This is a genomic window from Pelomonas sp. Root1444 (genome assembly GCF_001426885.1).
Classification (GTDB): Bacteria; Pseudomonadota; Gammaproteobacteria; order Burkholderiales; family Burkholderiaceae_C; genus Pelomonas.
This window is the reverse complement of record NZ_LMFP01000003.1, coordinates 468908-493935: the sequence shown is the minus strand read 5'-3', so window position 1 is coordinate 493935 and position 25028 is coordinate 468908. Positions and strand designations below refer to the sequence as shown.

29 protein-coding genes are annotated in these 25028 nt (G+C 70.6%); 16 read left to right on the top strand and 13 right to left on the bottom strand.

Features of this window, described 5'->3' with window-relative positions:
* The first annotated feature begins 2 nt into the window (after positions 1–2).
* From ASD35_RS05100 to ASD35_RS05090, 3 genes are read left to right on the top strand one after another with little or no spacing between them, the layout of a single operon-like run.
* On the top strand, positions 3–329 hold the full coding sequence (locus tag ASD35_RS05100; RefSeq protein WP_056873809.1) for a YbaB/EbfC family nucleoid-associated protein: 327 nt from the start codon (positions 3–5) through the stop codon (positions 327–329).
* On the top strand, positions 317–907 hold the full coding sequence (gene recR, locus ASD35_RS05095; RefSeq protein WP_056873808.1) for a recombination mediator RecR: 591 nt from the start codon (positions 317–319) through the stop codon (positions 905–907). Before ASD35_RS05100 ends, recR begins: the two co-directional genes overlap by 13 nt.
* A gap of 13 nt (positions 908–920) precedes the next feature.
* Positions 921–1313, top strand: a complete 393-nt coding sequence (locus ASD35_RS05090) for an MAPEG family protein (protein WP_056873807.1) — start codon at positions 921–923, stop codon at positions 1311–1313.
* Between the two features lie 4 nt (positions 1314–1317).
* On the opposite strand, the gene ASD35_RS05085 is transcribed toward ASD35_RS05090, so the two are convergent.
* Complete coding sequence (locus tag ASD35_RS05085) at positions 1318–2922, bottom strand: transglycosylase SLT domain-containing protein (RefSeq protein ID WP_056873806.1); 1605 nt, start codon at positions 2920–2922, stop codon at positions 1318–1320.
* Complete coding sequence (gloB, locus tag ASD35_RS05080) at positions 2919–3704, bottom strand: hydroxyacylglutathione hydrolase (RefSeq protein WP_056873805.1); 786 nt, start codon at positions 3702–3704, stop codon at positions 2919–2921. The genes ASD35_RS05085 and gloB overlap by 4 nt, the downstream gene beginning before the upstream one ends.
* Before the next feature lie 26 nt (positions 3705–3730).
* On the opposite strand from gloB, the gene ASD35_RS05075 reads away from it, so the two are divergent.
* Genes ASD35_RS05075 through dcd form a run of 5 tightly spaced genes read left to right on the top strand, consistent with a single transcriptional unit; the run spans position 3731 to position 9152 of the window.
* A complete protein-coding gene (locus tag ASD35_RS05075; RefSeq protein ID WP_056873804.1) occupies positions 3731–4462 on the top strand; it encodes a class I SAM-dependent methyltransferase in 732 nt (243 codons plus the stop codon).
* Positions 4459–4941: a ribonuclease HI gene (gene rnhA, locus ASD35_RS05070; protein ID WP_056873803.1), complete on the top strand. Its 483-nt coding sequence runs from the start codon at positions 4459–4461 to the stop codon at positions 4939–4941. The genes ASD35_RS05075 and rnhA overlap by 4 nt, the downstream gene beginning before the upstream one ends.
* Before the next feature lie 36 nt (positions 4942–4977).
* Complete coding sequence (locus tag ASD35_RS05065) at positions 4978–7005, top strand: amidohydrolase family protein (RefSeq protein ID WP_056873802.1); 2028 nt, start codon at positions 4978–4980, stop codon at positions 7003–7005.
* Entirely contained in the window at positions 7002–8561 is a 1560-nt protein-coding gene (locus tag ASD35_RS05060) for an ABC transporter substrate-binding protein (RefSeq protein WP_056873801.1), read from the top strand. The genes ASD35_RS05065 and ASD35_RS05060 overlap by 4 nt, the downstream gene beginning before the upstream one ends.
* Before the next feature lie 24 nt (positions 8562–8585).
* Entirely contained in the window at positions 8586–9152 is a 567-nt protein-coding gene (gene dcd / locus ASD35_RS05055; protein WP_056873800.1) for a dCTP deaminase, read from the top strand.
* 12 nt (positions 9153–9164) lie between these two features.
* Here the strand turns inward: dcd and ASD35_RS05050 are convergent, their stop codons facing one another.
* Entirely contained in the window at positions 9165–9650 is a 486-nt protein-coding gene (locus ASD35_RS05050; RefSeq protein WP_056873799.1) for an SRPBCC family protein, read from the bottom strand.
* A 129-nt stretch (positions 9651–9779) separates the two neighbouring features.
* On the opposite strand from ASD35_RS05050, the gene ASD35_RS05045 reads away from it, so the two are divergent.
* The 4 genes from ASD35_RS05045 (at position 9780) to ASD35_RS05030 (ending at position 14085) form a co-directional block, all read left to right on the top strand.
* On the top strand, positions 9780–10496 hold the full coding sequence (locus ASD35_RS05045; protein ID WP_235538243.1) for a sigma-70 family RNA polymerase sigma factor: 717 nt from the start codon (positions 9780–9782) through the stop codon (positions 10494–10496).
* Between the two features lie 10 nt (positions 10497–10506).
* Positions 10507–11313: a cupin domain-containing protein gene (locus tag ASD35_RS05040; RefSeq protein ID WP_162254426.1), complete on the top strand. Its 807-nt coding sequence runs from the start codon at positions 10507–10509 to the stop codon at positions 11311–11313.
* Positions 11314–11410: 97 nt separating this feature from the next.
* The gene (locus ASD35_RS05035; RefSeq protein ID WP_056873797.1) at positions 11411–11788 is read left to right on the top strand and encodes a hypothetical protein; all 378 of its coding nucleotides are present in this window, start codon (positions 11411–11413) and stop codon (positions 11786–11788) included.
* Between the two features lie 110 nt (positions 11789–11898).
* Positions 11899–14085: a S46 family peptidase gene (locus tag ASD35_RS05030; RefSeq protein WP_056873796.1), complete on the top strand. Its 2187-nt coding sequence runs from the start codon at positions 11899–11901 to the stop codon at positions 14083–14085.
* Between the two features lie 30 nt (positions 14086–14115).
* On the opposite strand, the gene ASD35_RS05025 is transcribed toward ASD35_RS05030, so the two are convergent.
* Positions 14116–14685, bottom strand: coding sequence for a YceI family protein (locus ASD35_RS05025; protein WP_056873795.1), 570 nt, complete (start codon positions 14683–14685; stop codon positions 14116–14118).
* A 117-nt stretch (positions 14686–14802) separates the two neighbouring features.
* Here ASD35_RS05025 and ASD35_RS05020 point away from each other — a divergent pair, with 117 nt between their 5' ends.
* The 3 genes from ASD35_RS05020 to ASD35_RS27525 are packed head-to-tail and all read left to right on the top strand — an operon-like array spanning position 14803 to position 17473.
* Positions 14803–15591: a phosphodiester glycosidase family protein gene (locus ASD35_RS05020; RefSeq protein ID WP_056873794.1), complete on the top strand. Its 789-nt coding sequence runs from the start codon at positions 14803–14805 to the stop codon at positions 15589–15591.
* Positions 15588–16913 carry a hypothetical protein gene (locus tag ASD35_RS27530; RefSeq protein ID WP_056873793.1) on the top strand — a complete coding sequence of 442 codons (1326 nt, stop codon included), beginning with the start codon at positions 15588–15590 and terminating at the stop codon, positions 16911–16913. Before ASD35_RS05020 ends, ASD35_RS27530 begins: the two co-directional genes overlap by 4 nt.
* A 2-nt stretch (positions 16914–16915) precedes the next feature.
* Positions 16916–17473 (top strand): DUF1566 domain-containing protein, encoded by a 558-nt coding sequence (locus tag ASD35_RS27525; RefSeq protein ID WP_056873792.1) that lies wholly within the window; start codon positions 16916–16918, stop codon positions 17471–17473.
* 8 nt (positions 17474–17481) lie between these two features.
* Here ASD35_RS27525 and ASD35_RS05005 read toward each other — a convergent pair whose 3' ends face one another.
* From ASD35_RS05005 to ASD35_RS04995, 3 genes are all read right to left on the bottom strand, one after another.
* On the bottom strand, positions 17482–18651 hold the full coding sequence (locus ASD35_RS05005; protein ID WP_056873791.1) for a serine hydrolase: 1170 nt from the start codon (positions 18649–18651) through the stop codon (positions 17482–17484).
* Positions 18652–18721: 70 nt separating this feature from the next.
* Complete coding sequence (locus ASD35_RS05000; protein ID WP_056873790.1) at positions 18722–19876, bottom strand: alpha-hydroxy acid oxidase; 1155 nt, start codon at positions 19874–19876, stop codon at positions 18722–18724.
* Between the two features lie 72 nt (positions 19877–19948).
* Complete coding sequence (locus ASD35_RS04995; RefSeq protein ID WP_056873789.1) at positions 19949–20854, bottom strand: LysR substrate-binding domain-containing protein; 906 nt, start codon at positions 20852–20854, stop codon at positions 19949–19951.
* Between the two features lie 115 nt (positions 20855–20969).
* Between ASD35_RS04995 and ASD35_RS04990 the strand changes: the two genes are divergently transcribed.
* On the top strand, positions 20970–21326 hold the full coding sequence (locus ASD35_RS04990) for an MmcQ/YjbR family DNA-binding protein (protein ID WP_056873788.1): 357 nt from the start codon (positions 20970–20972) through the stop codon (positions 21324–21326).
* 96 nt (positions 21327–21422) lie between these two features.
* Here ASD35_RS04990 and ASD35_RS04985 read toward each other — a convergent pair whose 3' ends face one another.
* From ASD35_RS04985 to ASD35_RS04960, 6 genes are all read right to left on the bottom strand, one after another.
* Positions 21423–22220 carry an SEL1-like repeat protein gene (locus ASD35_RS04985; protein ID WP_056873787.1) on the bottom strand — a complete coding sequence of 266 codons (798 nt, stop codon included), beginning with the start codon at positions 22218–22220 and terminating at the stop codon, positions 21423–21425.
* A 187-nt stretch (positions 22221–22407) separates the two neighbouring features.
* Positions 22408–22785: a VOC family protein gene (locus tag ASD35_RS04980; protein WP_056873786.1), complete on the bottom strand. Its 378-nt coding sequence runs from the start codon at positions 22783–22785 to the stop codon at positions 22408–22410.
* 92 nt (positions 22786–22877) lie between these two features.
* Positions 22878–23192, bottom strand: a complete 315-nt coding sequence (locus tag ASD35_RS04975; RefSeq protein ID WP_056873785.1) for a hypothetical protein — start codon at positions 23190–23192, stop codon at positions 22878–22880.
* Positions 23189–23743, bottom strand: a complete 555-nt coding sequence (locus tag ASD35_RS04970) for an RNA polymerase sigma factor (protein ID WP_056873784.1) — start codon at positions 23741–23743, stop codon at positions 23189–23191. The genes ASD35_RS04975 and ASD35_RS04970 overlap by 4 nt, the downstream gene beginning before the upstream one ends.
* The gene (locus ASD35_RS04965) at positions 23740–24147 is read right to left on the bottom strand and encodes a DUF6249 domain-containing protein (protein WP_056873783.1); all 408 of its coding nucleotides are present in this window, start codon (positions 24145–24147) and stop codon (positions 23740–23742) included. Before ASD35_RS04965 ends, ASD35_RS04970 begins: the two co-directional genes overlap by 4 nt.
* Before the next feature lie 177 nt (positions 24148–24324).
* Positions 24325–24906 (bottom strand): hypothetical protein, encoded by a 582-nt coding sequence (locus tag ASD35_RS04960; RefSeq protein ID WP_157275385.1) that lies wholly within the window; start codon positions 24904–24906, stop codon positions 24325–24327.
* Positions 24907–25028 lie beyond the last annotated feature (122 nt).

Genomic DNA, 25028 nt, shown 5'->3' with positions numbered 1-25028 from the left:
TCATGATGAAAGGCCAACTCGCCGGTCTGATGAAGCAGGCCCAGGCGATGCAGGACAACCTGAAGAAGGCGCAGGAAGAACTCGCCACCATCGAGGTCGAAGGCCAGAGCGGCGCCGGCCTCGTCAAGGTCGTCATGACCTGCAAGAACGAGGTCCGCCGCGTGACCATCGACCCCAGCCTGCTGGCCGATGACAAGGACATGCTGGAGGACCTCGTCGCCGCCGCCTTCAACGACGCGGCCCGCCGCGCCGAGGCGACCAGTGCCGAGAAGATGGGCAAGCTGACGGCTGGCATGCCCATGCCACCGGGCATGAAATTTCCGTTTTGACCGCTCTTGATGCGCTCATCGAGGCGCTCAAGCGCCTGCCCGGCGTGGGCCAGAAGTCGGCGCAGCGCATGGCCTACCACCTGCTGCAGCACGACCGCCTCGCCTTGCCGCGGCTGGCCGAGGCGCTGACGGCGGCGGCTGAGCGCATCAAGCATTGCGAGCGCTGCCACACTTTCAGCGAGACGCCGGTCTGCAGCGTCTGCGCCGACCCCGAGCGTGACGCCGGCCTGCTGTGCGTCGTCGAGACGCCGGCCGACCAGGCGGCGCTGGAGCGCACCGCCTCCTACCGCGGCTATTACTTCGTACTGCTGGGCCGGCTGAGCCCGCTGGACGGTGTCGGCACGCGCGAGATCGGCGCGGCCGAGTTGCTCGCGCGGGCCGGCGAGCAGGGCGTCGAGGAGGTCATCCTGGCCACCAGCTTCACCGCCGAGGGCGAAGCCACGGCGCATGTGCTGGGCGAAGCGCTGCGCGCGCGTGGCATCAAGTCCACCCGGCTGGCGCGCGGCGTGCCGGTGGGCAGCGAGCTCGAATACGTGGACCTGGGCACCATCGCCCATGCACTCAGCGACAGGCGCTGAAGGAAACCCGCCGATGACGATCGCCCAACTCTGCCTGCTCGTGGCCTGCGTGCTGCCCATCGTGTGCGCCGGCCTGGCCAAGTCCAAGGGCTTCGGCAAACGGCGCCGTGACGGCGGTTTCGACAATCACGCGCCGCGCGAATGGTTGGCCAGGCAGCAGGGCTGGCAGGCGCGCGCCAACGCCGCGCAGGCCAACAGCTGGGAGGCCTTGCCCATCTTCCTGGCCGGCCTGTTCGTCGCCCACCAGCACCAGGCCGCGCAGGCCACGGTGGACGCGCTGGCGATGGGCTTCATCGCCGCGCGGCTGGCCTACATCGGCCTGTATCTTGCCGACCAGGCCTCGCTGCGTTCGCTGCTGTGGATCGCCGGCCTGGGTGTGAGCGCAGCCCTGTTCTTCGTCGGCTGAACGTTCACGGGGCGGCGGACGCGACGACGTTGCGGCCCTTGCCGCCGCGGTCCTTCGCCAGGTTGCGTGGCACGGCCGGCTTGGCGGCGCGGACCGTGGCCTTGCCGTTCTTGGCGACGGCGCGTGTCGCGACGGTCGTCTTGGCCGGCGCAGCCGTCGGCTTGAACGCCGTGTAGACGACCACCGCCTGGCCCGGCTTGAAGCGGGCCGAGCTGCCGACCTTGTTCCACTGCGCGACCTGCTCGCTGCGCACCTTGTAGCGCGCCGCGATGGCGGCGACCGTGTCGCCCTTGCCGGCCTTCAGCGTGACGCGGCGCAGTGGCGGCGCGTCGGGTGCGAGGCTGAGGCTCGCGGAGTCGGCCAGCCGCTCGGAGACGTCGTCATGCACATGCGGCGCGCGCGGCACCAGCAGCGTCGAGCCGGCCTTGACCAGCATCTTGGGCGGAATGCGGTTGATCTCGCGCAGCGCCGATTCGGCCATGCCGGTGCGCTTGGCGGCGTCGGCCGGGCTCATCGTCTTGGGCACGACCCAGGCGGTCCACGTGGCCAATGGGCCGGTGTGGCGGGCCAGGTTCTCGGCGAAGGCGCTGGCTTGGTCGTAGGGCAGCAGAACCTGCTGCGTGGCGGCGGCCAGGATGACCGGCTTGTTCATCTGCGGGTTGAACTGCTGGAAGGTGTCCAGCGTCAGGCCGGCGAGCTGCGCGGCCAGCGCGACGTCGATGTCGCGTTCGATCTTGACGCTCAGGAAGTACGGGTGGTTCGCCACGGCCGGCAGCGACAGCGCATAGCGGTCGGGGTTGAGGACGATGTTCTTCACCGCCTGCAGCTTGGGCACGTAGTAGCGCGTCTCGTCGGGCATCTTCAGGCTGGCGTAGTCGGTCGGCAGGCCGGCCTTCTGATTGCGCGCGATGGCCTTCTGCACGTTGCCCTGGCCCCAGTTGTAGGCGGCCAGCGCCAGGTGCCAGTCGCCGAATTGCTTGTGCAGCCGGCCCAGGTAGTCGAGCGCGGCGCGGGTGGAGGCCAGCACGTCGCGGCGGTCGTCGCGGAAGATGTTCTGCTTGAGGTCGAAGTCGCGGCCGGTGGCGGGCATGAACTGCCACATGCCGGTGGCTTTGGCCGTGGACACCGCGTGCGTGACGAAGGCGCTCTCGATGAAGGGCAGCAGCGCCAGCTCGGCCGGCATGCCGCGCTTCTCGACCTCGTCGACGATATGGAACAGGTAGCGGCTGCCGCGCGTCGTCATGCGCTCGACGTAGTCGGGCCGCGCGCTGTACCAGGCCTCCGCCTTGCGCACCCAGTCGTCGTCGAGGTCCTGCAGCTGGAAGCCCTGGCGCAGGCGGACCCACAGGTCGGCGCTGGCGTCCGGCGCGTCGAGGTCGATCTTCTCGCCGGGGCGCAGGTTGTCTTCCAGCAGCTCGGCGGCCATGACCCGCACGGGCGCCGTGGCCACGGCAGGCGCGGCGGCGGGCGCAGCTTCGGTGGCGACAGGGGGCGGGGAGGGCGGGGTGTCGGAAGCGGGGGCTTCCATGGGTGGGGTGGTGGTGGCGCAGGCGGCGAGCAAGGCGGCCAGCAGCAGGGGAGAAAGGCGTGAAAGGCTTGAGAGCGTCATCGGAATCCGTTCTTCCATTCGCGCAAGGCGGCGAAGACATCGACCGGGCTGGGCGCGGTCGGGAGTTGGGTGGGCGCGTGGCGCCGGGCGGCGTCGCGCAGCGCGGGTTCGGTGCAGCGCAGGAAAGGGTTGATGTGGACCTCGGTGCCGATGCGGCCCGGCAGCGTCGGCCGGCCGGCGGCGCGCTCGGCCTCGCACCAGGCGCTGTAGGTGGCGAGCGCCGTGTTGTACGGGTCCACCTCACGCGCGAAGCGCAGGTTGGACAGCGTGTACTCGTGGGCGCAGCAGACGCGTGTCCGGCCCGGCAGCGCCGCCAGGGACTGCAGCGAGGCGTGCATCTGCGCCGGCGAGCCTTCGAACAGACGGCCACAGCCGCCGCTGAAGAGGGTGTCGCCGCAGAACAGCAGCGGATCGCTGCCGGGCACCTGCGCTGCGAAGTAGGCAATGTGACCGGCGGTGTGGCCGGGCACATCCATGACGGCGAAGCGCAACCCGAGCAGATCGACGCTTTGCCCACCCTGGACGCGCGTCACCGGCTCGGGCATCTTCTCGTGGGCGGGTGCGTAGATGGGGCCTTGCAGGCGCGACCGCAAGGCGTCGACGCCGCCGACGTGATCGCTGTGGTGGTGGGTCAATAGAATGCCCGCGAGCGTCAGGCCTCGGGCATCAAGGGCCGCGGCCACCGGTGCGGCGTCGCCGGGATCGACGACCAGGGCCTCACGGCCGTTGTCCAACAGCCAGAGATAGTTGTCGTCGAAAGCGGGAAGCGGCGTGAGCGTCAAACCGAGCGTCAATGTGGCGCCAACCCATGACAGATAAAGCGCCGATTATAGATTTGGCAGCCTGGTTGCAGACGCCGCCCGGCCGCTTCCTGCTGGAGTGGGAGCAGGCGCAGGTCGACGCGGCCGTGGCCGACCTGTTCGGTTTCCACGCGCTGCAGCTCGGCATGCCCGAGCTCGACGGGCTGCGAACCAACCGCATGCCGCACCGCTGGCTGGCTGGCCGCGACCTGTGCTGCGACTTCGACGCGCTGCCCTTCGAGAGCGCCAGCCTGGACCTCGTGCTGCTGCCTCACGCGCTGGAGCTGGCCGACGACGCCCATGTGCTGCTGCGCGAGGTCGAGCGCGTGCTGCGGCCGGAGGGCCGGCTGATCGTCTTCGGGCTGAACCCGGCGAGCCTGTGGGGCTTGCGCCAGAACCTCGGCCGGCTCAGGCGCCGTGGCGAGCCCTACCTGCCGAGCGAGGGCGACTTCATCGGCTACTGGCGGCTGCGCGACTGGCTCAAGCTGCTGAGCTTCGACGTCGAGGCGGCGCGCTTCGGCGTCTACCGCCCGCCGCTGCGCAGCGATGCCTGGATGCAGCGCTGGCAGTGGGTCGACGGCGTGGGCTCGCGCTGGTGGCCGGTGCTCGGGGCGGCTTATTTCATCCAGGCGGTCAAGCGTGTGCACGGCATGCGGTTGATCGGCCTGGCCAAGAACGCGCGCGCCGCAGCCAAGACGGCGCCTGCGGTCGCGTTGAACAACCATCAGAACAAGCGATGACCGAACCTACCAAGCCTGCACTGGCCATCAAGCGCCCGCAGGTCACGATCTACACCGACGGCGCCTGCAAGGGCAACCCCGGCCCCGGCGGCTGGGGCGCCTGGCTGTCCAGCGGCGGCCACGACAAGGAACTCTTCGGCGGCGAGCGCGAGACGACCAACAACCGCATGGAGCTGATGGCGCCCATCGAGGCGCTGGCCTCGCTCAAGCGCAGCTGCGATGTCGTCGTCTACCTGGACAGCGAGTACGTCCGCAAGGGCATCACCGAATGGATCATCAACTGGCACCGCCGCGGCTGGAAGACGGCCGACGGCAAGCCGGTGAAGAACGCCGACCTGTGGCAGCGGCTGGACGCCCTGCGCAAGCTGCACACGGTGGAATGGCGCTGGGTCAAGGGCCACGCCGGCGACCCCGGCAATGAACGCGCCGACATGCTGGCGAACAAGGGTGTCGCGTCCCTCGGCAAGGCGCGTCAGTAAAGTCCGCGCCACGCTGACGACTCCGAGGCCCTGCTGATGACGCTCCTGCACTCCCTGTTCGCTGCCATGCTGGTCGCCGCCGGCGCGGCCCAGGCCCAGACCTACACGGTGCTGTGCATGAAGACGGCCTGCGGGCGCCTGGTGCTCACCGAGTCGCCCGGCAAGCTGGAGGTGGATTACAGCTACCGCAACAACGGCCGCGGTCCCGACCAGAAGGAGACGCTGGAGTTCGCGCCCGACGGCACCTGGCTGCGCTACCGGACGGAGGGCGTGTCCACCTATGGCGCGCGCATCGACGAGAGCTTCGAGCGCCAGGCCGACGGCCGTGCGGTCTGGCGCTCGCCGGTGGACCGCGGCGAGAAGGCCGGCGTCGCCCGCGAGGCCGTCTACCTGCCCGTGCAGGCCAGCCCGGCCTGGGCCGCGCGGCTGGCGCAAAGCCTGCTGGCCAACCCGGCGCCCCGCACCACGGCGCTGCCGATCGGGCAGGTTTCCATCGAAAGGGTGCAACGCCTGCCGCTGCCTGGGCAGCCGTACGAGATCGGCCTGTACGCCATCACCGGCCTGGACCTGGGGCCCAGCTACCTGTGGCTGCGCGAGGACAACCGCGCGCTGTTCGCGCAGGTCGACCCCGGCTGGGGCGGCACGCTGCCGCAAGGCTTCGAGGGTGAGCTCGACCGCCTCAGCGACGCGCAGAAGGCCGCTCAGCTCGCCCACTTGCAACGCCTGGCCAAGACGCTGCCCCAGCCGCTGCCCGGCCTGACGGTCATCGAGGGCGTGCGCTGGTTCGATGCCCAGGCCGCCCAGCTGCGCGGCCCGTCGGACGTCTATCTGCTCGAGGGCCGCATCGCGGCCGTCGCCAAGCCCGGCAGCTTGAAGAACGCCGCCCCGGCGCAGCGCATCAGCGGCAAGGGCCGCACGCTGCTGCCCGGCTTAGTCGACATGCATGCCCACGTCGTGCCCGGCGACCTGCTGCTCAACCTGGCGGCCGGCGTGACGGCCGTGCGCGACGTCGGCAACAACAATGCCGACCTGACCGAGCTGCGCGGCCGCATCGAGCGTGGCGAGCTGCTGGGCCCGCGCATCTCGGCCAATGGCTTCATCGAGGGCAAGAGCCCGTTCTCGTCGCAGTCGGACTTCGTGCCCGACAACCTGCCCGATGCGCTGGCCGCCATCGACTGGTACGCCGCCCACGGCTACCGCCAGCTCAAGCTCTACAACTCCATCCGCCCGGACTGGGTCAAGCCCATGGTGGCGCATGCTCGGTCGCTGGGCCTGCGCACCGGCGGCCATGTGCCGGCCTTCATGACGGCGCGGCAGGCGGTGGAGGCGGGGTTCGACGAGCTGCACCACATCAATCAGGTCACGCTGAACTTCCTCGTCAGCAAGACCGACGACACGCGCACGCTGCTGCGCTTCAACCTCGTCGGCGACAAGGCGGCCGACCTCAAGCTCAACGACCGCCGCACGCAGGACTTCATCGCGCTGCTGAAGAAGAAGGGCACCGTCGTCGACCCGACGATGACCGCGTTCGAGGCCCAGTACACGCAGCGCCAGGGCCAGCCCAACCCAAGCTATGCCATGGTGGCCGCCAACCTGCCCGCCGTCATGCAGCGCGGCCTCCTGTCCGCCGAGGTGGACATGGACGACGTGAAGGCGAAGCGCTGGAGCGCGAGCTGGAAGGTCATGGTGGACCTGCTGCGCCGCATGAACGCGGCCGGCATCCCGCTGGTGGCGGGCACCGACGCGACCGCCGGCTTCGCGCTGCAGCGCGAGCTGGAGTTGTATGTACAAGCCGGCATCCCGGCCGCTCAGGCGCTGAAGATCGCGACGTGGAACGGCGCGAAGTACAGCGACCGGCTGGCCGAGATCGGCAGCATCGCGGTGGCCAAGCGCGCCGACCTCCTGCTGGTGGATGGCGACCCGGTGGCCGACATCCGCGCCATCCGGCGCGTGGCACTGGTCATCCAGGGCCAGAACAACGAGACGCGGGCGCTGTCGCCCGCGGCGCTGTACCAGGCCATGGGCATCCTGCCCTTCGTGCCGGCTGCGGAGATCGCAAGATGAGGTGTCTGCCCGCCCTGCTGCTGACCCTGCCGCTGCTGGCAGGCGCCGACACGACGCTGCGCTTTTGTTCCGCCGGCAGCCCCAAGACCTTCGACCCGACGGCGACCGACAGCGGCATCGACCACATCGCGCACCTGCCCATCTTCGGCACGCTCGTCGAGCTCCGGCGCGGCACGGATGAGTTCATCCCGGGCCTGGCCACGAGCTGGAGCCTCAGCCCCGACGGCCTGGCCTACACCTTCGAGCTGCGCCGCGGCGTGAGCTGGCATGCCAGCGCGGACTTCAAGCCGACGCGCCCGTTCAACGCCGACGACGTGCTCTTCACCTTCGGCCGCCTGCTCAACCGCGACAGCGCCTTCGCCAAGGCGCTGCCCGGCGTGTCGCCGTACGTCGTGTCGTTCGGCTGGGAGAAGCTGATCCGCCGGGTCGAGAAGCTGGGCGAGCACCAGGTGCGCATCACGCTGGCCGAGCGCGATGCGTCCTTCCTGCATGCGCTGACGCAGGCCTTCGTCCTCATGCAGTCGGCCGAGCTGGGAGCGCAGCTGCTGAAGGCCGGCACGCCGCAGCGCATCGCGCAGATGCCCGTCGGCACCGGGCCCTTCCAGTTCAAGAGCTTCCGCGCCGACAGCGTGATCCGCTACGTGAAGCACCCGGGCTGGTGGCGCAAGGACGAGACGCCGCGCGTCGACCAGCTCGTCTACGCGATCACGCCCGACGCGACCGTGCGTGCCCAGCGCCTGAAGCGCAACGAGTGCGACATCGCCGACCCCGTCGGCCCGGCCGAGCTGGCCGACCTGGCCAAGGACCCCGCGATCAAGCTCGCCACCGCGCCGGGCATGAACGTGGGCATCCTGGCCTACAACACCCGGCGCCCCGCGCTCGCCAAGCTGGAGGTGCGCCAGGCGCTGGACATGGCCATCGACAAGGCGGCCCTGGTGCGCACCATCTACGGCGATGCCGGCACGCTGGCCACCAGCCCCATCCCGGCCGCCAATTGGGCGCATGACGCGACGCTCAAGCCCGCGCCCCACGACCCGGCCAAGGCGCGCGCGCTGCTGCAGAAGGCCCGCGTGCTGCCGCTGAACCTCACGCTGTGGGCCATGCCCGTCGTGCGCAACTACAACCCCAACGGCCAGCGCATGGCGCAGATGATCCAGGCCGACTGGGCCAAGGTCGGCGTGACGGCGCGCATCGTCACCTACGAGTGGGGCGAGTACCTGCGCCGCATCGATGCGGGCGACCATGACGCGGCGCTGTCCGGCTGGAACGGCGACCCCGAGCCCGCCGGCACCGCGGGCCAGCTCGCCTGCGGCGCCGCCAGCGGCACCTTCTGGTGCAACCCGGCCTACGACAAGCTGCTGGCCGAGGCGCGCCAGGCGCTGGACCCGGCCGAGCGCAAGCCCCTCTACGCGAAGGCCCAGCGCCTGGCGATGGAGCAATTGCCGTGGACGCCGATTGCCTATGGCCGCATCGCCGTGCCGATGCGCGCGACGGTCAAGGGCTTCGTGCTGGAACTGGACGGCAGCCGATATTTCGATGGGGCTTTGCCCCGTTAGACCCCGCAAGAAGAGGACAACAAGATGAGCATCAAGAGCGACAAGTGGATCCGCCGCATGTGCGAGCAGCACGGCATGATCGAGCCCTTCGAGCCCGGCCAGGTGCGCGAGCAGGATGGCCGCAAGATCGTCAGCTACGGCACCAGCAGCTACGGCTACGACATCCGCTGCGCGCCCGAGTTCAAGGTCTTCACCAACATCCACAGCACGGTGGTGGACCCGAAGAACTTCGACGAGAACAGCTTCGTCGACGTCAACAAGGACGTCTGCATCATCCCGCCCAACAGCTTCGCGCTGGCGCGCACGGTGGAGTACTTCCGCATCCCGCGCAACGTGCTGACGGTGTGCCTGGGCAAGAGCACCTATGCCCGCTGCGGCATCATCGTCAACGTGACGCCGTTCGAGCCCGAATGGGAAGGCTATGTGACGCTGGAGTTCAGCAACACCACGCCGCTGCCGGCCAAGATCTACGCGGGCGAGGGCTGTGCGCAGGTGCTGTTCTTCGAGAGCGACGAGGTCTGCGAGGTCAGCTACAAGGACCGCGGTGGAAAGTACCAAGGGCAGGTCGGGGTGACGTTGCCGAAGGCTTGAGCCCGGCGTTGGTCAGCCTCCCATCAGCGCCAGGTACTGAATCAACCCCATCCGCCCCGCCCGCATCACCCGCCTGTGGTTCCACCGGAACACCGGCCCCAGCACGGGCGCCAGCCAGCGCAGCACACCGGGTGGCAGCGTCACGCGCCACACGAACGTCACGTCGGTATGCCCGCCCGCGTCGGGTGCGGCCTGCTTCATCAGCCAGATGCCTTCGCCGGCCAACGTGCCGGCGGCCTTGGCGCGCAGGCGTTCCTCCCGCCGCACCTCGGTCACTTCGAGCACCAGGTGCAGCCGGTAGCCCAGCCCGGTGCGGAAGGTGATCTGCTGCACCCGGCCGACGCCGGACTCATCGCCGTGGTTCAGCCGCGTCACGCCCACCACGCCGGGCCACCAGCGCGGCCAGTGTTCGGTTTCGGTGATGGCCCGCCAGACGCGCGCGACCGGCGCGTCCAGGCGCCAATGGCTGACGAGGTCGAAATGGGCGATCTGGGGCATGCAACTGGGATACGGACGCTGGGGCCAGGGTAGATGCTAGGGTTTGGACTGCATCCAGGCGGGAAGATGCCGCGTACGCCCAACCATGATGCCTCCTTCCGTCATTGCCGCCCCGCGCCGAGGACCGACGTGACCCGGCGCCTCCCGCCCGCGCCCGACGACGACGCGTTGCCCGCGCATGCCCCGTTGTTCGACGACGTCGAGCTGCAGGCGGCCGACGCTGAGCCTGCGGACGCCACTGCCGAACCGGCCGCCCGGAGCGGCTGCGTGTCGCTGGACGACGCCCAGGTGCAGGCCTGGATCGCCGGCATCGTCGAGCACGACGAGCGCGCGCTGCTGGCGCTGTACGAGGCGACGCTGTCTCGCGTCTACGGCCTGGTGCTGCGCCTGGTGCGGCGCAGCCAGCTCGCCGAGGAGGTGGCCGAGGAGGTGTACTACCAGGTCTGGCGCCAGGCGCCGCGCTTCGACCCCCAGCGTGGCCGGCCGCTGACGTGGCTGCTGGGCATGGCCCGCTCGCGCGCCATCGACGCCATCCGTCGGGAAGCGCGCTTCCAGCACGAGGCGCTGGACGAGGAGGCCGCGCCGCTGTCCGCACCGGCCGCCGAATCGGGTGACGAGCTGCTGGCCGTCGCCCAGGGCCATGCCGAGCTGCACCGTGCGCTGCTGCTGCTCAAGCCCCAGCCGCGCCAGTTGGTGGCGCTGGCCTTCTTCAGCGGTTTGTCGCACGAGGAGATCGCGAGCCAGACCTGCCTGCCGCTGGGCACGGTCAAATCGCAGATCCGCCGTGCGCTGATCACGCTGCGCGACACCCTGGGCGATGCGGGCGCGCATGCGCTGCCGGCTTGAGGGCCCTGCCATGACGACGATGCCTGACACCCCCGAACCGGATGACGACGATTTGAGCCCCCTGCTCAGCGAACCCTTTGCCCGCGCCTGGGCGGCGCCCGCACCCGGGCTGCCGGCCCGCCTCGGCGAGCGCCTGGGGCAGCGCCTGGCTCAGTCACTGAAGGCCGAGCAGGGCATGGTCACCGTGCGGCGTCGCAGCTCTCCGGCCGACGCGCTGGCGGTAGGCGCCCAGCAGCGCTGGCTGTATCGCGCACCGGCCGACCGCACGGCCCGCCCCGGCGAGCCGCGTGCGGCCAGCGTCATCGAGCTGCAGGCCGGCGCACGCCTGGCGCTGCCGGCCGGCGGCGTGCGCGAATTCCTCGTCGTGCGCGGCAGCGCCGAGGTCGACGGCGAAAGCCTGGGCCTGCGCGACTTCCTGCTGCTGCCCGCCGGCAGCGCGCCCGAGCTGGCCAGCGCGGACGGCGCCCATGTGTTCGTGCGCGAGGCCGACGGCGCCGGCGCCGAGCGCACGCTGGTGCGCGACCGCGAGGCCGGCTGGCCCGAGTTCGCGCCGGGCATCCGCCGCCGCGTGCTGTGGACGGCCGGCGGCGAGGCGGCACTGCTGTACCGGACCGACCCCGGTGCCAGCGTGCCGGTGCACAGCCACGGCCATGACGAGGAATGCCTGATGGTGCAGGGCGAGCTGTTCCTAGACGACGTGCTGCTGCAGCAGGGCGACTATCAGCTCGCCCCGGCCGGCACCGGCCACCGCATCACCGAGACGGACACCGGGGTCATCATCTACGCGCACGGCGACCTGGACCTGCAGTTCACTTGAGCCGCATCAGCGGTGGATAGCGCGGCCTTTTCGCCCTTTATCCGCCTTTCGATTTGCCGAGGCCTCGGCACCATGGCGACAACAGCCGAGGTCCGCCATGCTCATCCCCCTGCACCTGATCCCCGTCCCCGCCGACGAACCCCGCGGCCTGGGCGACCCGGGCCATCCATGGCATGGTGACAGCGGCCTCAAGATCGCGCAGGGCGTGCACCTGGGCGACATCCGCGCGCTGGGCTTGACGGTGGCGGGTGCCACGAACGGCCCGGTCGCCACCGCCGACCTGCTGCGCTTCGGCCAGCTGATGAGCGACGCCCACCTGCCCATCAACCCGACGCGCATGCTCTACGACCGCCAATACGCTCATGAATGCCTGGCCGAGGCGTTGGGCAGCGGGCACCCCGGCCTGCGCGATCTGGCAGTGGATCTTTTCGACGCCTACCAGGCTGCCGGCGAGTGGATAGGCCTGGCGCATTGATGCCCAGCTGACAGCGGGCTTTCCCCAGCCCGAAGCCTGTCTTTCCTCACTCGGGGGCGCTGGCCTCACACGGTTACGCTCGCGGTTTCGCCTTTTTGCCGAACCGCTCCATGAACCGTCACTCCCTCACGTTGCTGGCCGCCGCTGCGCTGGCCGTCGCCACCGCCCATGCCGACGAAGGCATGTGGATGCCCAAGCAGCTGCCGCAGATCGCCAAGCCGCTCAAGGCCGGCGGCCTGGCACTCGACCCCGCCAAGCTCAACGACCTGACCGCCTTCCCGATGGGTGCCGTCGTGTCGCTCGGCGGCTGCACGGCCAGCTTCGTGTCGCCGCAGGGCCTGGTGGTCACCAACCACCACTGCGCCTACGGCAGCATCCAGTACAACTCCAAGCCCGACCGCGACCTGCTGAAGAACGGCTTCTACGCGACGACGCTGGCCGACGAGCTGCCCGCCGCGCCCGGCAGCCGCATCCTCGTCACCGTCGACATGAAGGACGTGTCGACCGACATCCTCAACGCCAAGACGCTGGCCCTGACCGGCAAGGCCCGCACCGACGCCATCGAGGCGACCGAGAAGCAACTCGTCGCCGCCTGCGAGGCCGACGCCGGCCACCGCTGCAACGTCTACCCCTTCTTCGGCGGGCTGCAATACCAGCTCATCAAGCAGCTCGAGATCCGCGACGTGCGCCTGGTGCACGCGCCGGCCACCGGCGTGGGCCTGTTCGGCGGCGATGCCGACAACTGGATCTGGCCGCGCCACACCGGCGACTACAGCTTCTACCGTGCCTACGTCGGCCCGGACGGCAAGCCCGCCGATTTCAGCAAGGACAACAAGCCCTACGCGCCCAAGCACCACCTGAAGGTGGCGTCGCCCAAGACCAGCCCGCTGAACGACGGCGATTTCGTCATGGTGGCCGGCTACCCGGGCCGCACCAACCGCCACCGCCTGCCCACCGAAGTCGATTTCGCGTTCGGCTGGCAGCAGCCGGCGCAGACCAAGGCCATGGGCGAGTCCATCGCCATCATCAAGGCCGAGACGGCCGGTCGCCGTGACGGCGAGATCAAGATGGCCGCGCGCATGCAGGGCCTGCAGAACTACTACAAGAACCTCGAAGGCCAGCAGCAGAGCTACGACGGCAGCGACATCCTCGCCCGCAAGCAGGCCCAGTTCGCCAAGCTCAAGGCCTGGGTCGGCGCCGACGCCAAACGCCAGGCGCGCTACGGCGCAGACCTGGCGGCCACCGAGAGCCTGATCGCCGAGCGCGAGCGCATCACGCGCGCTGAGCTGCTGATGAACTTCATGTCGCCGGCCTTGCTGAACTCGGCACGCCAGCTCTACGAGATCGCCGAGCAGCGCGCCAAGCCCGACGCCGAGCGCAAGAGCGGCTACCAGGATCGCGACCTGCCGCGGCTGAAGGCCGCCCAGCAGTCGCTGGACCGCCGCTACGACGAGCCCACGGACAAGCGCCTGGTCGCCCACTTCCTGGCGCAATACCTCGCCCAGCCGGCCGACACGCTGAACGCCGCCTGGCTGAACACGCTGGGCCTGAAGGCCGGCCAGGACGAAGCCAGCATCCGCACGCAGATCGACAAGCTCTACGCCGGCAGCAAGCTGTCCGACACCGCCGCCCGGATGGCCTGGCTGGACAAGGACGTCGCCGCCTTCAAGGCCAGCGACGACGCCTTCATCAAGGCCGCCGTGGCGCTGTACGCCGACGACGAGCGCCGCGAGAACCGCGACAAGGAACTGGCCGGCAAGCTGCAGAAGGCGTATGCGGGCGTGCAGCAGGCGCTGATCGACTACCACGCCAGCCGCGGCGAAGCCGTCTACCCCGACGCCAACGGCACGCTGCGCATCAGCTTCGGCAAGGTGCAGGGCCGTACGCCCGGCGCGGACGGCAGCAACTGGACGGCGTTCACGACCTTGAACGGCATCGTCGCGAAGCACAAGGGCCCGGACGAAGCCGGCGGCGAGTTCAACGCGCCGGCCGAGCAACTGGCTGCCATCAAGGCGCGCAACTTCGGTGACTATGGCGTGAAGTCGCTGAACTCGGTGCCGGTGAACTTCCTCTCCACGTTGGACACGACCGGTGGCAACTCCGGCAGCCCGGTGCTGAACAAGAAGGCCGAACTGGTGGGCCTGCTGTTCGACGGCACGCTGGACGCCGTCATCTCGGACTGGGACTTCAACCCCAAAATGGTCCGCAGCATCTGCGTCGACTCGCGCTACATGCTGTGGCAGATGAGCACGGTGGACAAGACCACGCGCCTGCTGCAGGAGATGGGCGTCAAGTAACGCGCGGCGCGGGCCGATGCCGGACGAGGGCTACTCTTTCGCGATGGCTTCGACCTGGATGCGCAGCTGCACATCCATCTTGAAGCCGTAGTCCTTGCCGGCCGCCAGCCCGAAGTCCTCGCGGTTGAAGCTGCCCGATGCGTCCGCGCCGCACAGCTCGCGCTTGTGCAGCGGGTGCGGGATGCACTTGAGCTGGTGCACGGCCAGCGTCACCGGGCGCGTCTTGCCGTTCAGTGTCAGCTCGCCCACCAGCTTGCCCGGCACGCCGCCGATAGCGCCATCAAAGCGGCCCTTGTAGCTGGCCGTCGGGTTCTTCTCCACATCGAAGAAGTCCTTGCCGCGCGCCCAGGCGTTCATCGCGTCCAGGCCGAAGTCGATGCTCGCCAGGTCCATCTGCACGTCCACGCTGCCGCTGCCGTTGGCCTTGTCGTAGACCACCGTGCCGCTGCTCTTGTTGAGCTTGCCGCGCCAGACGGACAGGCCCATGTGGTCGGCCTCGAAGCTCGGGTAGGTGTGGGCGGGGTCGATCTCGTAGGTCACCGGCGCGGCGAACGTGGCAGTGGCGAACAGGGCGGAGGCCAGCAGGCTCAAGGCTTTCATGGAAGTCCTCGTTGGGTTGGGTGGTGACGGGAGCGTCAATCCAACGACGAACGGCCGCGGCGCTTTTCGACAAGGCGCGACACGATGGTGCCGTTGGCGGCCGTTAGTATCTTCAGCATGCCCGTCCTCCACCGTCGTCTGCTCGGCCTCGTGCTGCTGGCCCTGGCCGGCTGCGCGACGGTGGCGCCGCCAGCCGATGGCTGGCAACCGCTGGCGCCGGGGCTGGCCCATCGCGCATGGGCACCCTGGCCCGACAGCGACGTGCAGGCCCTGCGCGCGGACCTCGCGACCGTGCGCGTGGCGTTGTCGCCGCCGGCGGACGCCGGCCTGCCGCTGGATCAGATGCCCAGCGGCCGCAGCGCCCTGGCCAGCATCAACGCCTCCTTCTTCGACCGCGAGTTCCGCCCGCGCGGGCTGACCGTTTCCGGCGGCCACCCCTGGCCTGAGCTGCTCAAGCTGGCCCGACCGACCAACGACCCGGTGCTGGCCTGCGACACCCGCTGCGTGATCCGCTTCGACGCCCCCGCCAGGCCCGAGCCGGGCTGGCAGCTGGGGGTGAGCGGCACGCCCTGGCTGGTTCGAGACGGCCACGCGCGGACGGCCGAGGACGACGCGACCTGCGCCAACCTCTGCGCCCACACCCACCCGCGCACGGCTGTCGGCCTGGACGCCACCGGCCGGCATCTGATCGTGCTGCTGGCGGCCGGGCGGCGCGGCGCGGTCAAGGGCCTGACGCTCACGCAGACGGCCGAGCTGATGCGCGATCTCGGCGCCGTGCAGGCCTTCAACCTTGACGGCGGCGGCTCGTCCACCTTGCTGATCGGCGGCGAATCGCGCCTGCCGCGCCCCCTCAACGAGCCCGCGCTGCGCCGCGTGGCCAATGCCTTGCACCTGTTGAACCCATGAGCCTCCGCCAACTGCTTGTCCTCGGCAGCGCGCTGCTGCTGGCCGCCTGCGCGCCGCTGAAGCCGCAAGAGACGCCCGCTGAGAAGCGCTACAGCGCGGCCGAGCTGCTCGCGCTGCAGCCCGCCCAGTTCACATGGCCGGCCACGTCGACCGACGGCGAGCGCGCGCTGCGCGAGGCGGCCCTTGCCGACATCCGCGCCCGCATCGCACTGCCGCCCGGCCCCGAGCGCGACGCGGCGCTGCCCCGGCTCTTCGACCTCGTCGCCCAGTACAACGCCGAGCTCGACGCCGCCCGGCCGCTGCTGCTGGAGGCCCTGCCCACGCTGGGCCAGCGCGATGCCGAGACCCAGCGCGCGCTGCTCACCGCCGCCCACACGCTGTACCCGGCCGAGGCGGCGCCGCTGATCTGGCCGCTGCTGCCCCAGCTGACGGCCAGCAAGCCCTTCGCCATCGCCGCCTACACGCTGCTGCAGGCCGACCCCGGCGCCGCCGAGCGCCTGCGCGCGATCGTGCCGCAGCAGTTCCCCAACTGGGCCGACGACGCCCGCCTGACCGCGCTGGTGCTGCGGCTGCGCCCCTCGGCCGCGGCGCAGCCGCCGTTGCCAGAACTGCTGGCCGCGCCGCTGCGGCCTGGCTTTGCGGCCATCGTCAGCCTGCAGCGCCCCGGCCGCCAGCAGATGGGCCTGGCGCTGGTGCGGGCCGCCGACGGCCGATTCGTGCGCGATGCGGCGGGCCAGCTGTTCACGTCGCCGCAGCTCGCGCTGGCGCGCACCGGCCTGCCGGGCACGATCACCAACGGCAACACGCCGCAAGGCGTCTTCACCCTCGTCGGCGCCGGCACGGCCACCAACCCCAACATCGGCCCCACGCCCTACCTGCACAGCAAGCTGCCCATCGAGGCGACGCCGGCCGAATTCGAGCACGCCGAGGCGGCGCCCGCGGCTGAATGGAGCGAGGCCGTCTACGACAGCTTCCTGCCCGAGAGCTGGCGCGCCTGGGCGCCCATCAAGGAAGCCTGGCTGGCCGGCCGCGCCGGCCGCGACGAGCTGCTGGTGCACGGCACGACGATCAACCCGGCCTACTACGCCGGCAGCAGCTACTTCCCCGGCACGCCGCAGCAGGGCTGCCTGATCTCCAACGAGGACTGGGAGCCCGCCACCGGCCGCCTGCGCGCCAGCCGGCATCTGATGCTGGCGCAGACGTATGCGGCAGCGGCCGCGCGGCCGGACCTGGCGGGCTATCTGATCGTCGTCGAGCTGCCGGGCGAAGGCCCCGTCCAGCCGGCCGAGGCGCAGATGCTGGTCGACGCGGCGGGGCGCTGAGCATGCTGCAACGCCGCCTGCTCGCCGCCCTGACCTTGGCCTTCGCCGCCCCGCTGGCGCTGGGCGAGGACGCCGCAAGGCTCGTCCCCAGCGCCGACGGCCGCGAGCTGGTCGATGCGGGCGCCGGGCTGGCCTGGTCGCGCTGCGTGGCAGGGATGCACTGGGACGGCCGGCACTGCACCGGTGAGCCCGCGCTGGCCACGCACGCGGAGGCACTCGCGCTGGCTCGCACCCGCAGCGAGGCCGAGGGGCGGCCCTGGCGCGTGCCGCGCGCGCAGGAGCTCAAGCGCTTGCCCGAACGGCTGGGCCCTGCGAAGAGCGCCGCCGCGCTGATGCCGGATGCGCCGCAAGGCTGGTACTGGAGCAGCACGGCCCGCATCGAATCCGAAAGCGTGAACGCCTACAGCTACGGCAACGTGCAGCGCGGCACCACCGAGCGCCACGTCGACCGGCTCGCCCCGCAGGCCGGCTGGGCGGTGGACCAGCCCGGCGGCGCGGTGCGGGAGATGCGCAAGCGCGAGAAGCTGGCGGTGCGGCTGGTGCGCCCGCTGGCGCCTTGACAGGCCGGTCAGCGCACGAACGCCATCTCGCCGTACTCCCAGCGCCACGGCGCGCCGGTCTCGCCGAGGATGAACTCGACCAGGCGCGGGAAGGCGCGCTCGGCGCGCACGTCGTTGGCCAGGATGACGACGCAGCGCTTGCTTGCCTTCACGCAGACCCACGTGTTGCCGGTGCTGTCGTTGTGCCCGCCCTTGTAGAAGCCGGCGCCCTGCGGCCCGTCGAAGACGACGACGCCGAGACCCGCGGCGAGGTCGGGGCGGCGTCGGGCCGGTGGCAGCTCGGGCTGAAGTGTCGGGAACTGCGTGGCGGTCGTGATCGGCAGGTGCGGCTGCGTCAACGCCGCCGCGCCAGCGGGCGACAGGCCCTCGCCGTTGATGTAGCCGGCCGCGAAGCGCGCCATGTCGGCGATGGTCGTGTCCATGGAACCCGCCACGCGCACCTTGCTGCGCTCGTCGTGCGGCTCCACGCTGCCGTCTTCCTTCCAGCCATCGGCCAGGTTGGGGCGGAAGTCGGCGCGCCACATCAGGCTGGTGCGCGCCATGGCTAACGGCGTGAACACGCGGCGTTGCACCTCGGCGCCCACGTCCAGCCCCAGGCCGCGTTCCAGCACGAACTGCAGCAGGAGCAGGCCTTCGCCCGAGTAGGCATAGCGCGTGCCGGGGTCGAAGTGCATGCGCAGCCGGCGGTCGGGTTCCAGGAAGGCGAAGTTGGCGAAGCCGCTGCTGTGCGTCAGCAGCATGCGCGCCGTGAGCTGGCGCCAGCGGTTGTCGCCGGCCAGGTGCCGCCACGGGTAGGACGTCAGAAAGTTGGTGTACTCCGGCAGCGGCCGGTCCAGGTAGGCCGCCAGCGGCCGATCCAGATCGAGTTTGCCCTCCTCGACCAACTGCATGACCCAATAGGCGAACACCGCCTTGGTCAGCGACGCGCCGTACATGACGGTGTCGGGCAGCAGCGGGTCACCCGCCGCATTGCGCTTGCCGTAGGCGCCGACATGGACCACGCGACCGGCGTCGACGATGGCCAGCGCCAGGCCTTGTGCCTGCGTCGCGCCCATGAGCCGCGCGACCTCGGCGTCGATGACCACACGGTCGGGCAGCGGGGGCGGGGCCGCCTCAGCCTGCAGTGGCAGGGTGGCGGTCAGGCAGGCGAGCAGGCAGGCGAGCAGTGGTCGGCGCATGCGCCAGCCTAACGGTGCCGTGGTGGCCGCGGCAAGCTCGCAGCGCTTCAGCGCGCGACCACAGCAGGCCTCAGGCGGTCGGGTAGGTGCCCGGCACGAGGATGTCGCGCGTCACGTTCGTCAGCCGCGTGTGGCCGCAGAAGGCCATCGTCACGTCCAGCTCCTTGTGCAGGATGGCCAGCGCCTTGGCCACGCCTTCCTCGCCCATCGCGCCCAGGCCGTAGGCCATCGCGCGGCCGATCATCGTGCCGCGCGCGCCCAGCGCCCAGGCCTTGAGCACGTCCTGGCCGGAGCGGATGCCGCCGTCCATCCACACCTCGGTCTGCGAGCCCACCTCGGCCACGATGGCCGGCAGCGCGTGGATGCTGCTGGGAGCGCCGTCCAGCTGCCGCCCGCCGTGGTTGCTGACGACGATGGCGTCCGCGCCCGCCTGCACGGCCAGCTTGGCGTCTTCCACGTCCATGATGCCCTTGAGGATGAGCTTGCCGCCCCACTGCGCCTTGACCCAGGCGACGTCGGCCCAGGACAGGCGCGGGTCGAACTGCTCGTTCGTCCAGGCCGACAGCGAGCGCATGTCGCTGACGCCCTTCACATGACCCACCAGGTTGCGGAAGGTGTGGCGCCGGGTGCCGGCCATGCCCAGGCACCAGCGCGGCTTGGTCATCAGGTTGAGGATGTTGCCCAGCGTGGGCCGCGGCGGCGCGGTGAGGCCGTTCTTCAGGTCCTTGTGGCGCTGGCCGATGACTTGCAGGTCCAGCGTCAGCACCAGCGCCGAGCATTTGGCAGCCTTGCAGCGCTCGATCATGCGCGCCATCGCCTCGCGGTCGCGCATCATGTAGAGCTGGAACCAGAACGGCGCGGAGGTGTTCTCGGCGATGTCCTCGATGGAGCAGATGCTCATCGTGCTGAGCGTGAACGGGATGCCGAACTTCTCGGCCGCGCGCGCTGCGTGGATCTCGCCGTCGGCGTGCTGCATGCCCGTCAGGCCCACGGGCGCGATGGCCACGGGCATCTTGGCGTCCTGGCCCACCATCTTCACGGCGGTGCTGCGGCCTTCCATGTTGACGGCCACGCGCTGGCGCAGCTTGATGGCGCGGAAGTCGCTCTCATTGGCGCGGTAGGTGGTCTCGGTCCAGGAGCCGGAGTCGGCGTAGTCGTAGAACATGCGCGGCACGCGCTTCTCGGCGAGCTGGCGCAGGTCTTCGATGCAGGTGATGACGGGCATGGCGGCGGCGGGCGCAACTGGGGAAGGCCGCGATGCTAGGCCCGCTGCGCTTGCGGCGCCCCGGAAAAAACCTCAAGCCACGGCGGAAGAGTTTTCCTGCAGCGCCCTGCAATGGCCATGCAGCCAGGCCGCGAAGGCTGCCGCCGCGGGGCTGGGCCGGTGCATCACCAGCCCGTAGTGCCGCTCGGCCGGCACGGTCAGCGCGAACGGCTGCACCAACCGGCCCTCGGCCAGCTCATGCCGGGCCAGGCTCAGCCGCGCCAGCGCCACGCCCTGGCCGACCAGCGCCGCGGCCAGCGTGAGGCCCAGGTCGACGAGTCGGGGGCCATCGTCCGGCTCGGGGGTGTCGGTCAGGCCGGCGGCGCGCAGCCAGGTTGCCCAGGGTTGCAGCGGCGTGCGCAGCAGTGGCAGGGCCAGCAGGTCGGACGGCGTGTGCAGCGGCGCGAAGCGGGCGAGCAGCGCGGGCGAGGCCAGCGGCGTGAGGCGGTCGCGCAGCAGCACCTGCGCGGGCGCGATGTCATCCGGCACGGCGCCGTGGCGAACTTCCACGTCGGCACCCGCGTCGCCCTCGGCCAGCAGCGGCACGGACAGAGTCAGCTCCAGTTCGACGTGCGGGTGGGCCGCGGTGAAGCCGGGCAGCGCGGGCACCAGCAGCTGGCGCGCGAACGTGGGCGTGGAGGTCACGCGCAGCCGTTCGCGCTGCTGGCTGGCACGCCGGTGCAGGGGCATGGCCTGTAGCAGCGCCAGCGCCTGGCGAACCTGAGGCAGGTATTCGTGGCCGGCCGGCGTCAGGGCCAGGCCCTTGGCGCCGCGCGTCAGCAACTCCTGCGCCAGTCTTTCTTCCAAGCCGGCCAGCCGCTTGGCGATGGCGCTGGCCGTCAGCGCGAGCTCCTGCGCGGCGGCCTCGAAGCTGCCCAGGCGGGCGCAGGCTTCGAAAGCAAGCAGGGCGTCAAGGGAGGGCAGGCGGGTACGGGCCATGGCAGGCCAGAATGTAAGTGTTGAGGCCCCCGTCGGGTCACGCCTGCTGGCCTCGGCCTGCCGGGCCGGCCTCGCGGGGCGGCCCCGCGCTCGGCCCGAGGACAGGAGAACGGACATGAGCTTCAAAGCACTCGCCGACTACGCCATGCAACTGCCCGGCGCCACGCAGGACGTCAAGTGGGGCGCCGACTGGGTCGCCAGCGTCGGCGGCAAGATGTTCTTCGTCGGCGGGCCGCACCCCGGGGCGTGGACGCATTGCAGCTTCAAGGTCGAGCAGCATCGCTTCCTGGAGCTGACCGGCCTGCCCGGCTTCGCGCCGGCGCCTTATGCGGCGCGGTACCACTGGGTCGCGGTGTCCGATCCCAAGGCGCTGCCGCTGGCGGAACTCAAGGCGCTGGTGAAGCGCTCCCATGCGCTGGTGGCGGCCAAGCTGACCAAGAAGGCGCGGGCAGGCCTGAGCATCGATGCGTGAGCGCAGCCCCGAGGTGGGCCCCCCGAAGCGGAGGGTGCCCAGCGAGCGCGGCGCCACCAGCGCAGGGCCAGGACAGGGCCAGCTCAGCGCTGCCGGTCAGAAACTGAGCGTCGTCGGCCCGGCGTCGCGCGATGCCGGGCGCAGGTACTGCTTCAACGTGCCGGCCATCGCGGCCAGCACGCCCGCGGCCAGCCGGCCGGCCTGGCGCCAACGGCGTGTGGCCGCCGCCTGCGCGGCGCGAGAACGGGGCAAGGGCGCAGGCTGCGTGGGGGCCTGCAGCAGGGACAGTTGGCGCTGGCGCTCACCGAACAGGAAGATCAGTCGGTTCGGGTCGGCGAAGCGCTGCGCCAGCGTGCGCACCGCCTTGAGCTCGCGGCGGCGTAGGCGCACGCCTTGCACCCGCAACTGGCAACCCAGCGTGCGGCTGCGCAGGTACAGCGCCTTGGCTGCGAGCCGGTCGGGCAGGCAGCCGACGCCCGCGTACAGGCAGTTGGCAAGGTTCAGCGTGGCCTCGGCATGGCCCATGGCCGCCGCCGCGAGATAGGCCGACACGCCCCGCGCCTCGTCGGCCGGTCCGCCCCGACCCGTCAACAGCACGCGGCCGAGCTGAAAGCGGCCGATGGTGCTGCCGGCCGCCGCGGCGCGTTCCAGCAGCGCCCGTGCTTCCACCGGCTCAGCCCTCAGGCCCAGGCCTTCCAGCTGGCACAGCCCGAACATCGCCATGCCGTCGCGGTTGCCCGCCTGCGCGGAGGCCTTGAACCAGCCTGCCGCGCGCCGGTAGTCGGGCGTTGCGGCATGGAACAGCGCCAGCCCCTGCTGCAGAGGGTCGATGGCCGGCGTGGTGAGGGCGGCGGGGCTGCGGGTGGGGCTGGGAGCCTTGGCTTGGGCGGTCATCCGAGAGGGGCGTAGCTGACGGGGGACGAAGTCCCGTGAAATGACCCGCGCCTGCCGAGCGGCCGGCGCAGGACCTACCCCTAGATTGTCAGTCAGCTGGCGTGTGCAGAACGCGGCGGGATGCCGACCGGCCGTTTCATGAACGGCTTTGCGCCGCACATTCGCACGGCAGGCCCGCTCAGCAGCTTCAACGATCCGCGGGCGGCTCCCACAGCTCGACTTTGTTGCCCTCCGGGTCCATGACCCAGCCGAACTTGCCGTACTCCGATTCGTCCACCTTGTCCTGCACGTCGCAGCCCTCGGCCCGCAACGCTGCCAGCAGTGCGTGCAGGTCCGCGACGCGGAAATTGACCATGAACGGCGCGCTGCTCGGCGCCATGTAGTCGGTGTCCTCCTTGAACGGGCTCCAGATCGTCGTGCCGCTGGGGCTGTCGTCGGCCCAGCGGAACACGGCGCCGCCCCATTCGCTGACGTCCATGCCCAGGTGCTGGCGGTACCACTCGCCCAGCGCCTTGGGGTTCCTGGCTTTGAAGAAGATGCCGCCGAGGCCGGTGACTCGTTTCATAGAGATCCTGCAGGTTGGTGGTCGCGATTCTGTCGGGCTGGGCGAACGCCGGGGCGGGGATGTTCCCGGACGTGCCGAAGGCGCCGGGTCGTTCAGCCTGGTCGCCACCAACGTGGAATCGACCAGAAGATCAGCAGCCCCATCCATGCCATCGCCGCCATCGCATGAGGGACGTCGACGGGGCCGGTGGAAAGCAGGGCGGCGACGCCGCAGGCGGCGATGCTGAGCGCCGTCCAGCGTGCCCGCCGAACCCGACCGGCCCAGCGGCGTTGTGCGGGACTCACGTGAGGCGGCAGCGCCGCCATCACGCGCAGGCTGAAGCCGTCGTCGGCCGGCTCCCCACCAGCGCCCAACCGCTGGCGCAGTTCGGCGTCGAAAAGAGGAACGTCTGGGTCTTGGTCCGTCATGGCGTGGGTTCCCATGCTTGCAGTTGCACGCGCAGCCGGGCCTTGGCGCGCAGCACCTGGGTCTTGAGCGTGCCGAGCGGCCAGCCCAGCACCATGGCAGCTTCGGCGTGGCTGAGGTCGGCGCCGTAGCAGAGCAGCAGCGCGTGGCGCTGGGGCTCGCTGAGGACCGTCATCGCACGGTCGAGGTCGATGCGCCAGTCGGCCGCGGGCGCGAAGTCGCCGTGGGCGTCCAGGTCGGGCGGCGGCTCATCCACGCGCGGCAGCGCCGGGCGTTCGGCCGCCAGCGCGGAGTAGGCCAGCCGCGTCAGCCAGGTGCGAAAGCGCGCTTCGCCGCGAAACTTGGGCAGGGCGCGCCAGGCGCGCACGAAGGCTTCCTGGGCGAGGTCGTCGGCGCGGCCCTGGTCGCCGCGGCAGACGCGGCCGAGCAGCTTGCGCAGATAGCCTTGATGCGCCTGCACGAGGGCAGCGAAGGCGGTGCGGTCGCCAGCGGCGGCGCGGGCCACGAGCTCGGCCTCCTGCCGGGCCGGTTCGGCGGGGGCGCCGGGTGTCACGGCTTGGGTTGCTGCTTGCGCTCGACGGTCCAGTACAGCGCCAGGCCCAGCCCGATGAACAGCGGCAGCAGGCCGATGCTCCAGAGCCAGGCGCCCGGCATCATCATCGAGAACATGCCCATCAGCCCCAGGCCGACGGCGATGTTGATGATGGCCGGCACGAGGATGCGGTTGGGGTTGGCCCGTTCGCGCCGTGCGCAGTGCCAGTCGCTGTCCTGGACGTCGCCCAGCAGCTCGGGCGGGATGGGCTGGCCGGCGCGGACGAGTTCGCGGATGGTCTCGTGGCGCTGGCGCTCGCTGTTGGCCCGGCCCAGGTAGTGGGCCACGATGGCGACGATGGGGATCAGCAGCGCCAGGATGGGGATCATCAGCGGGCTGAAGGCGTGGAAGTGGTCGAAGAACATCGGCGGCTCCAAGGGCGGGAAGGGATGGTGCTTCCTTGGAGCGCCCGGCGGGGCGGTTTGGATTCAGCGGAGGTAAAAAGCTTTCCAGGTCGGCTCCGGCGTGGCAGCGCTGCGGGAGAAGGCGCGCTGGCACCGGCGACGGGACTTGAGGCGCGGCGAGTGGCTTCTTGCCGGCTCCTACAACGCCACCACTGCAAAATTGGTGGCGTCGTCAGGGGCGACCCAGCGAAATCCTTCCTCGGCCCTCCATTGCCCCTCGCCATCGGCGGCGATGACATGCTCGAAATTGGGATGCTTCTGGCCGGGTTGCCAGACGACGCGCAGATCGCTGTTGGCCGCGTCGACCCAGTTGTAGCCGGCGGCAGGCACGAAGTTGCCCTCCTGCGCCGACGCGAGAACGGCCGCGTGTTGAGGGTGCCGCGCTCGGGGTTGCCATTGAACGCCTTCGGCGGCATTGGCCGGGTTGTTCCATGCATAGCCCGCTTTCGTCACCCATGTGCCTGGCGTTTGCGACGCGAAGACATGGGCTGCCGAAGGGTGAGGCGAGCCGGGGTTCCAGGTCGGCTCGGCCGCTTCTGGCGGATGGGGTGCCTGCAACGACAAGTCGACCTGTTCGACGACCTTCGTGGCGGCTTGCTCCGCGACAGCCGTCGCGAATGCCGCGCCGACGAACTTTGCTCCCGCGACAGCCGTCGCCTTATTGCAGCCACCCAGGCACAGGCTCATGGTGGCGACTAGAAAAGCATGATGCAGCTTCATGACTCGTTCCTCCCTGGCGTGGAGTCGACTGTCCACTCGGCGTGTCCATCATCGACCGCTTCGGGGTGGCTTTTCATCCTCAATAGTGACGGCCCCAATGAAGGCCAGCCAGCCAGTGGAAA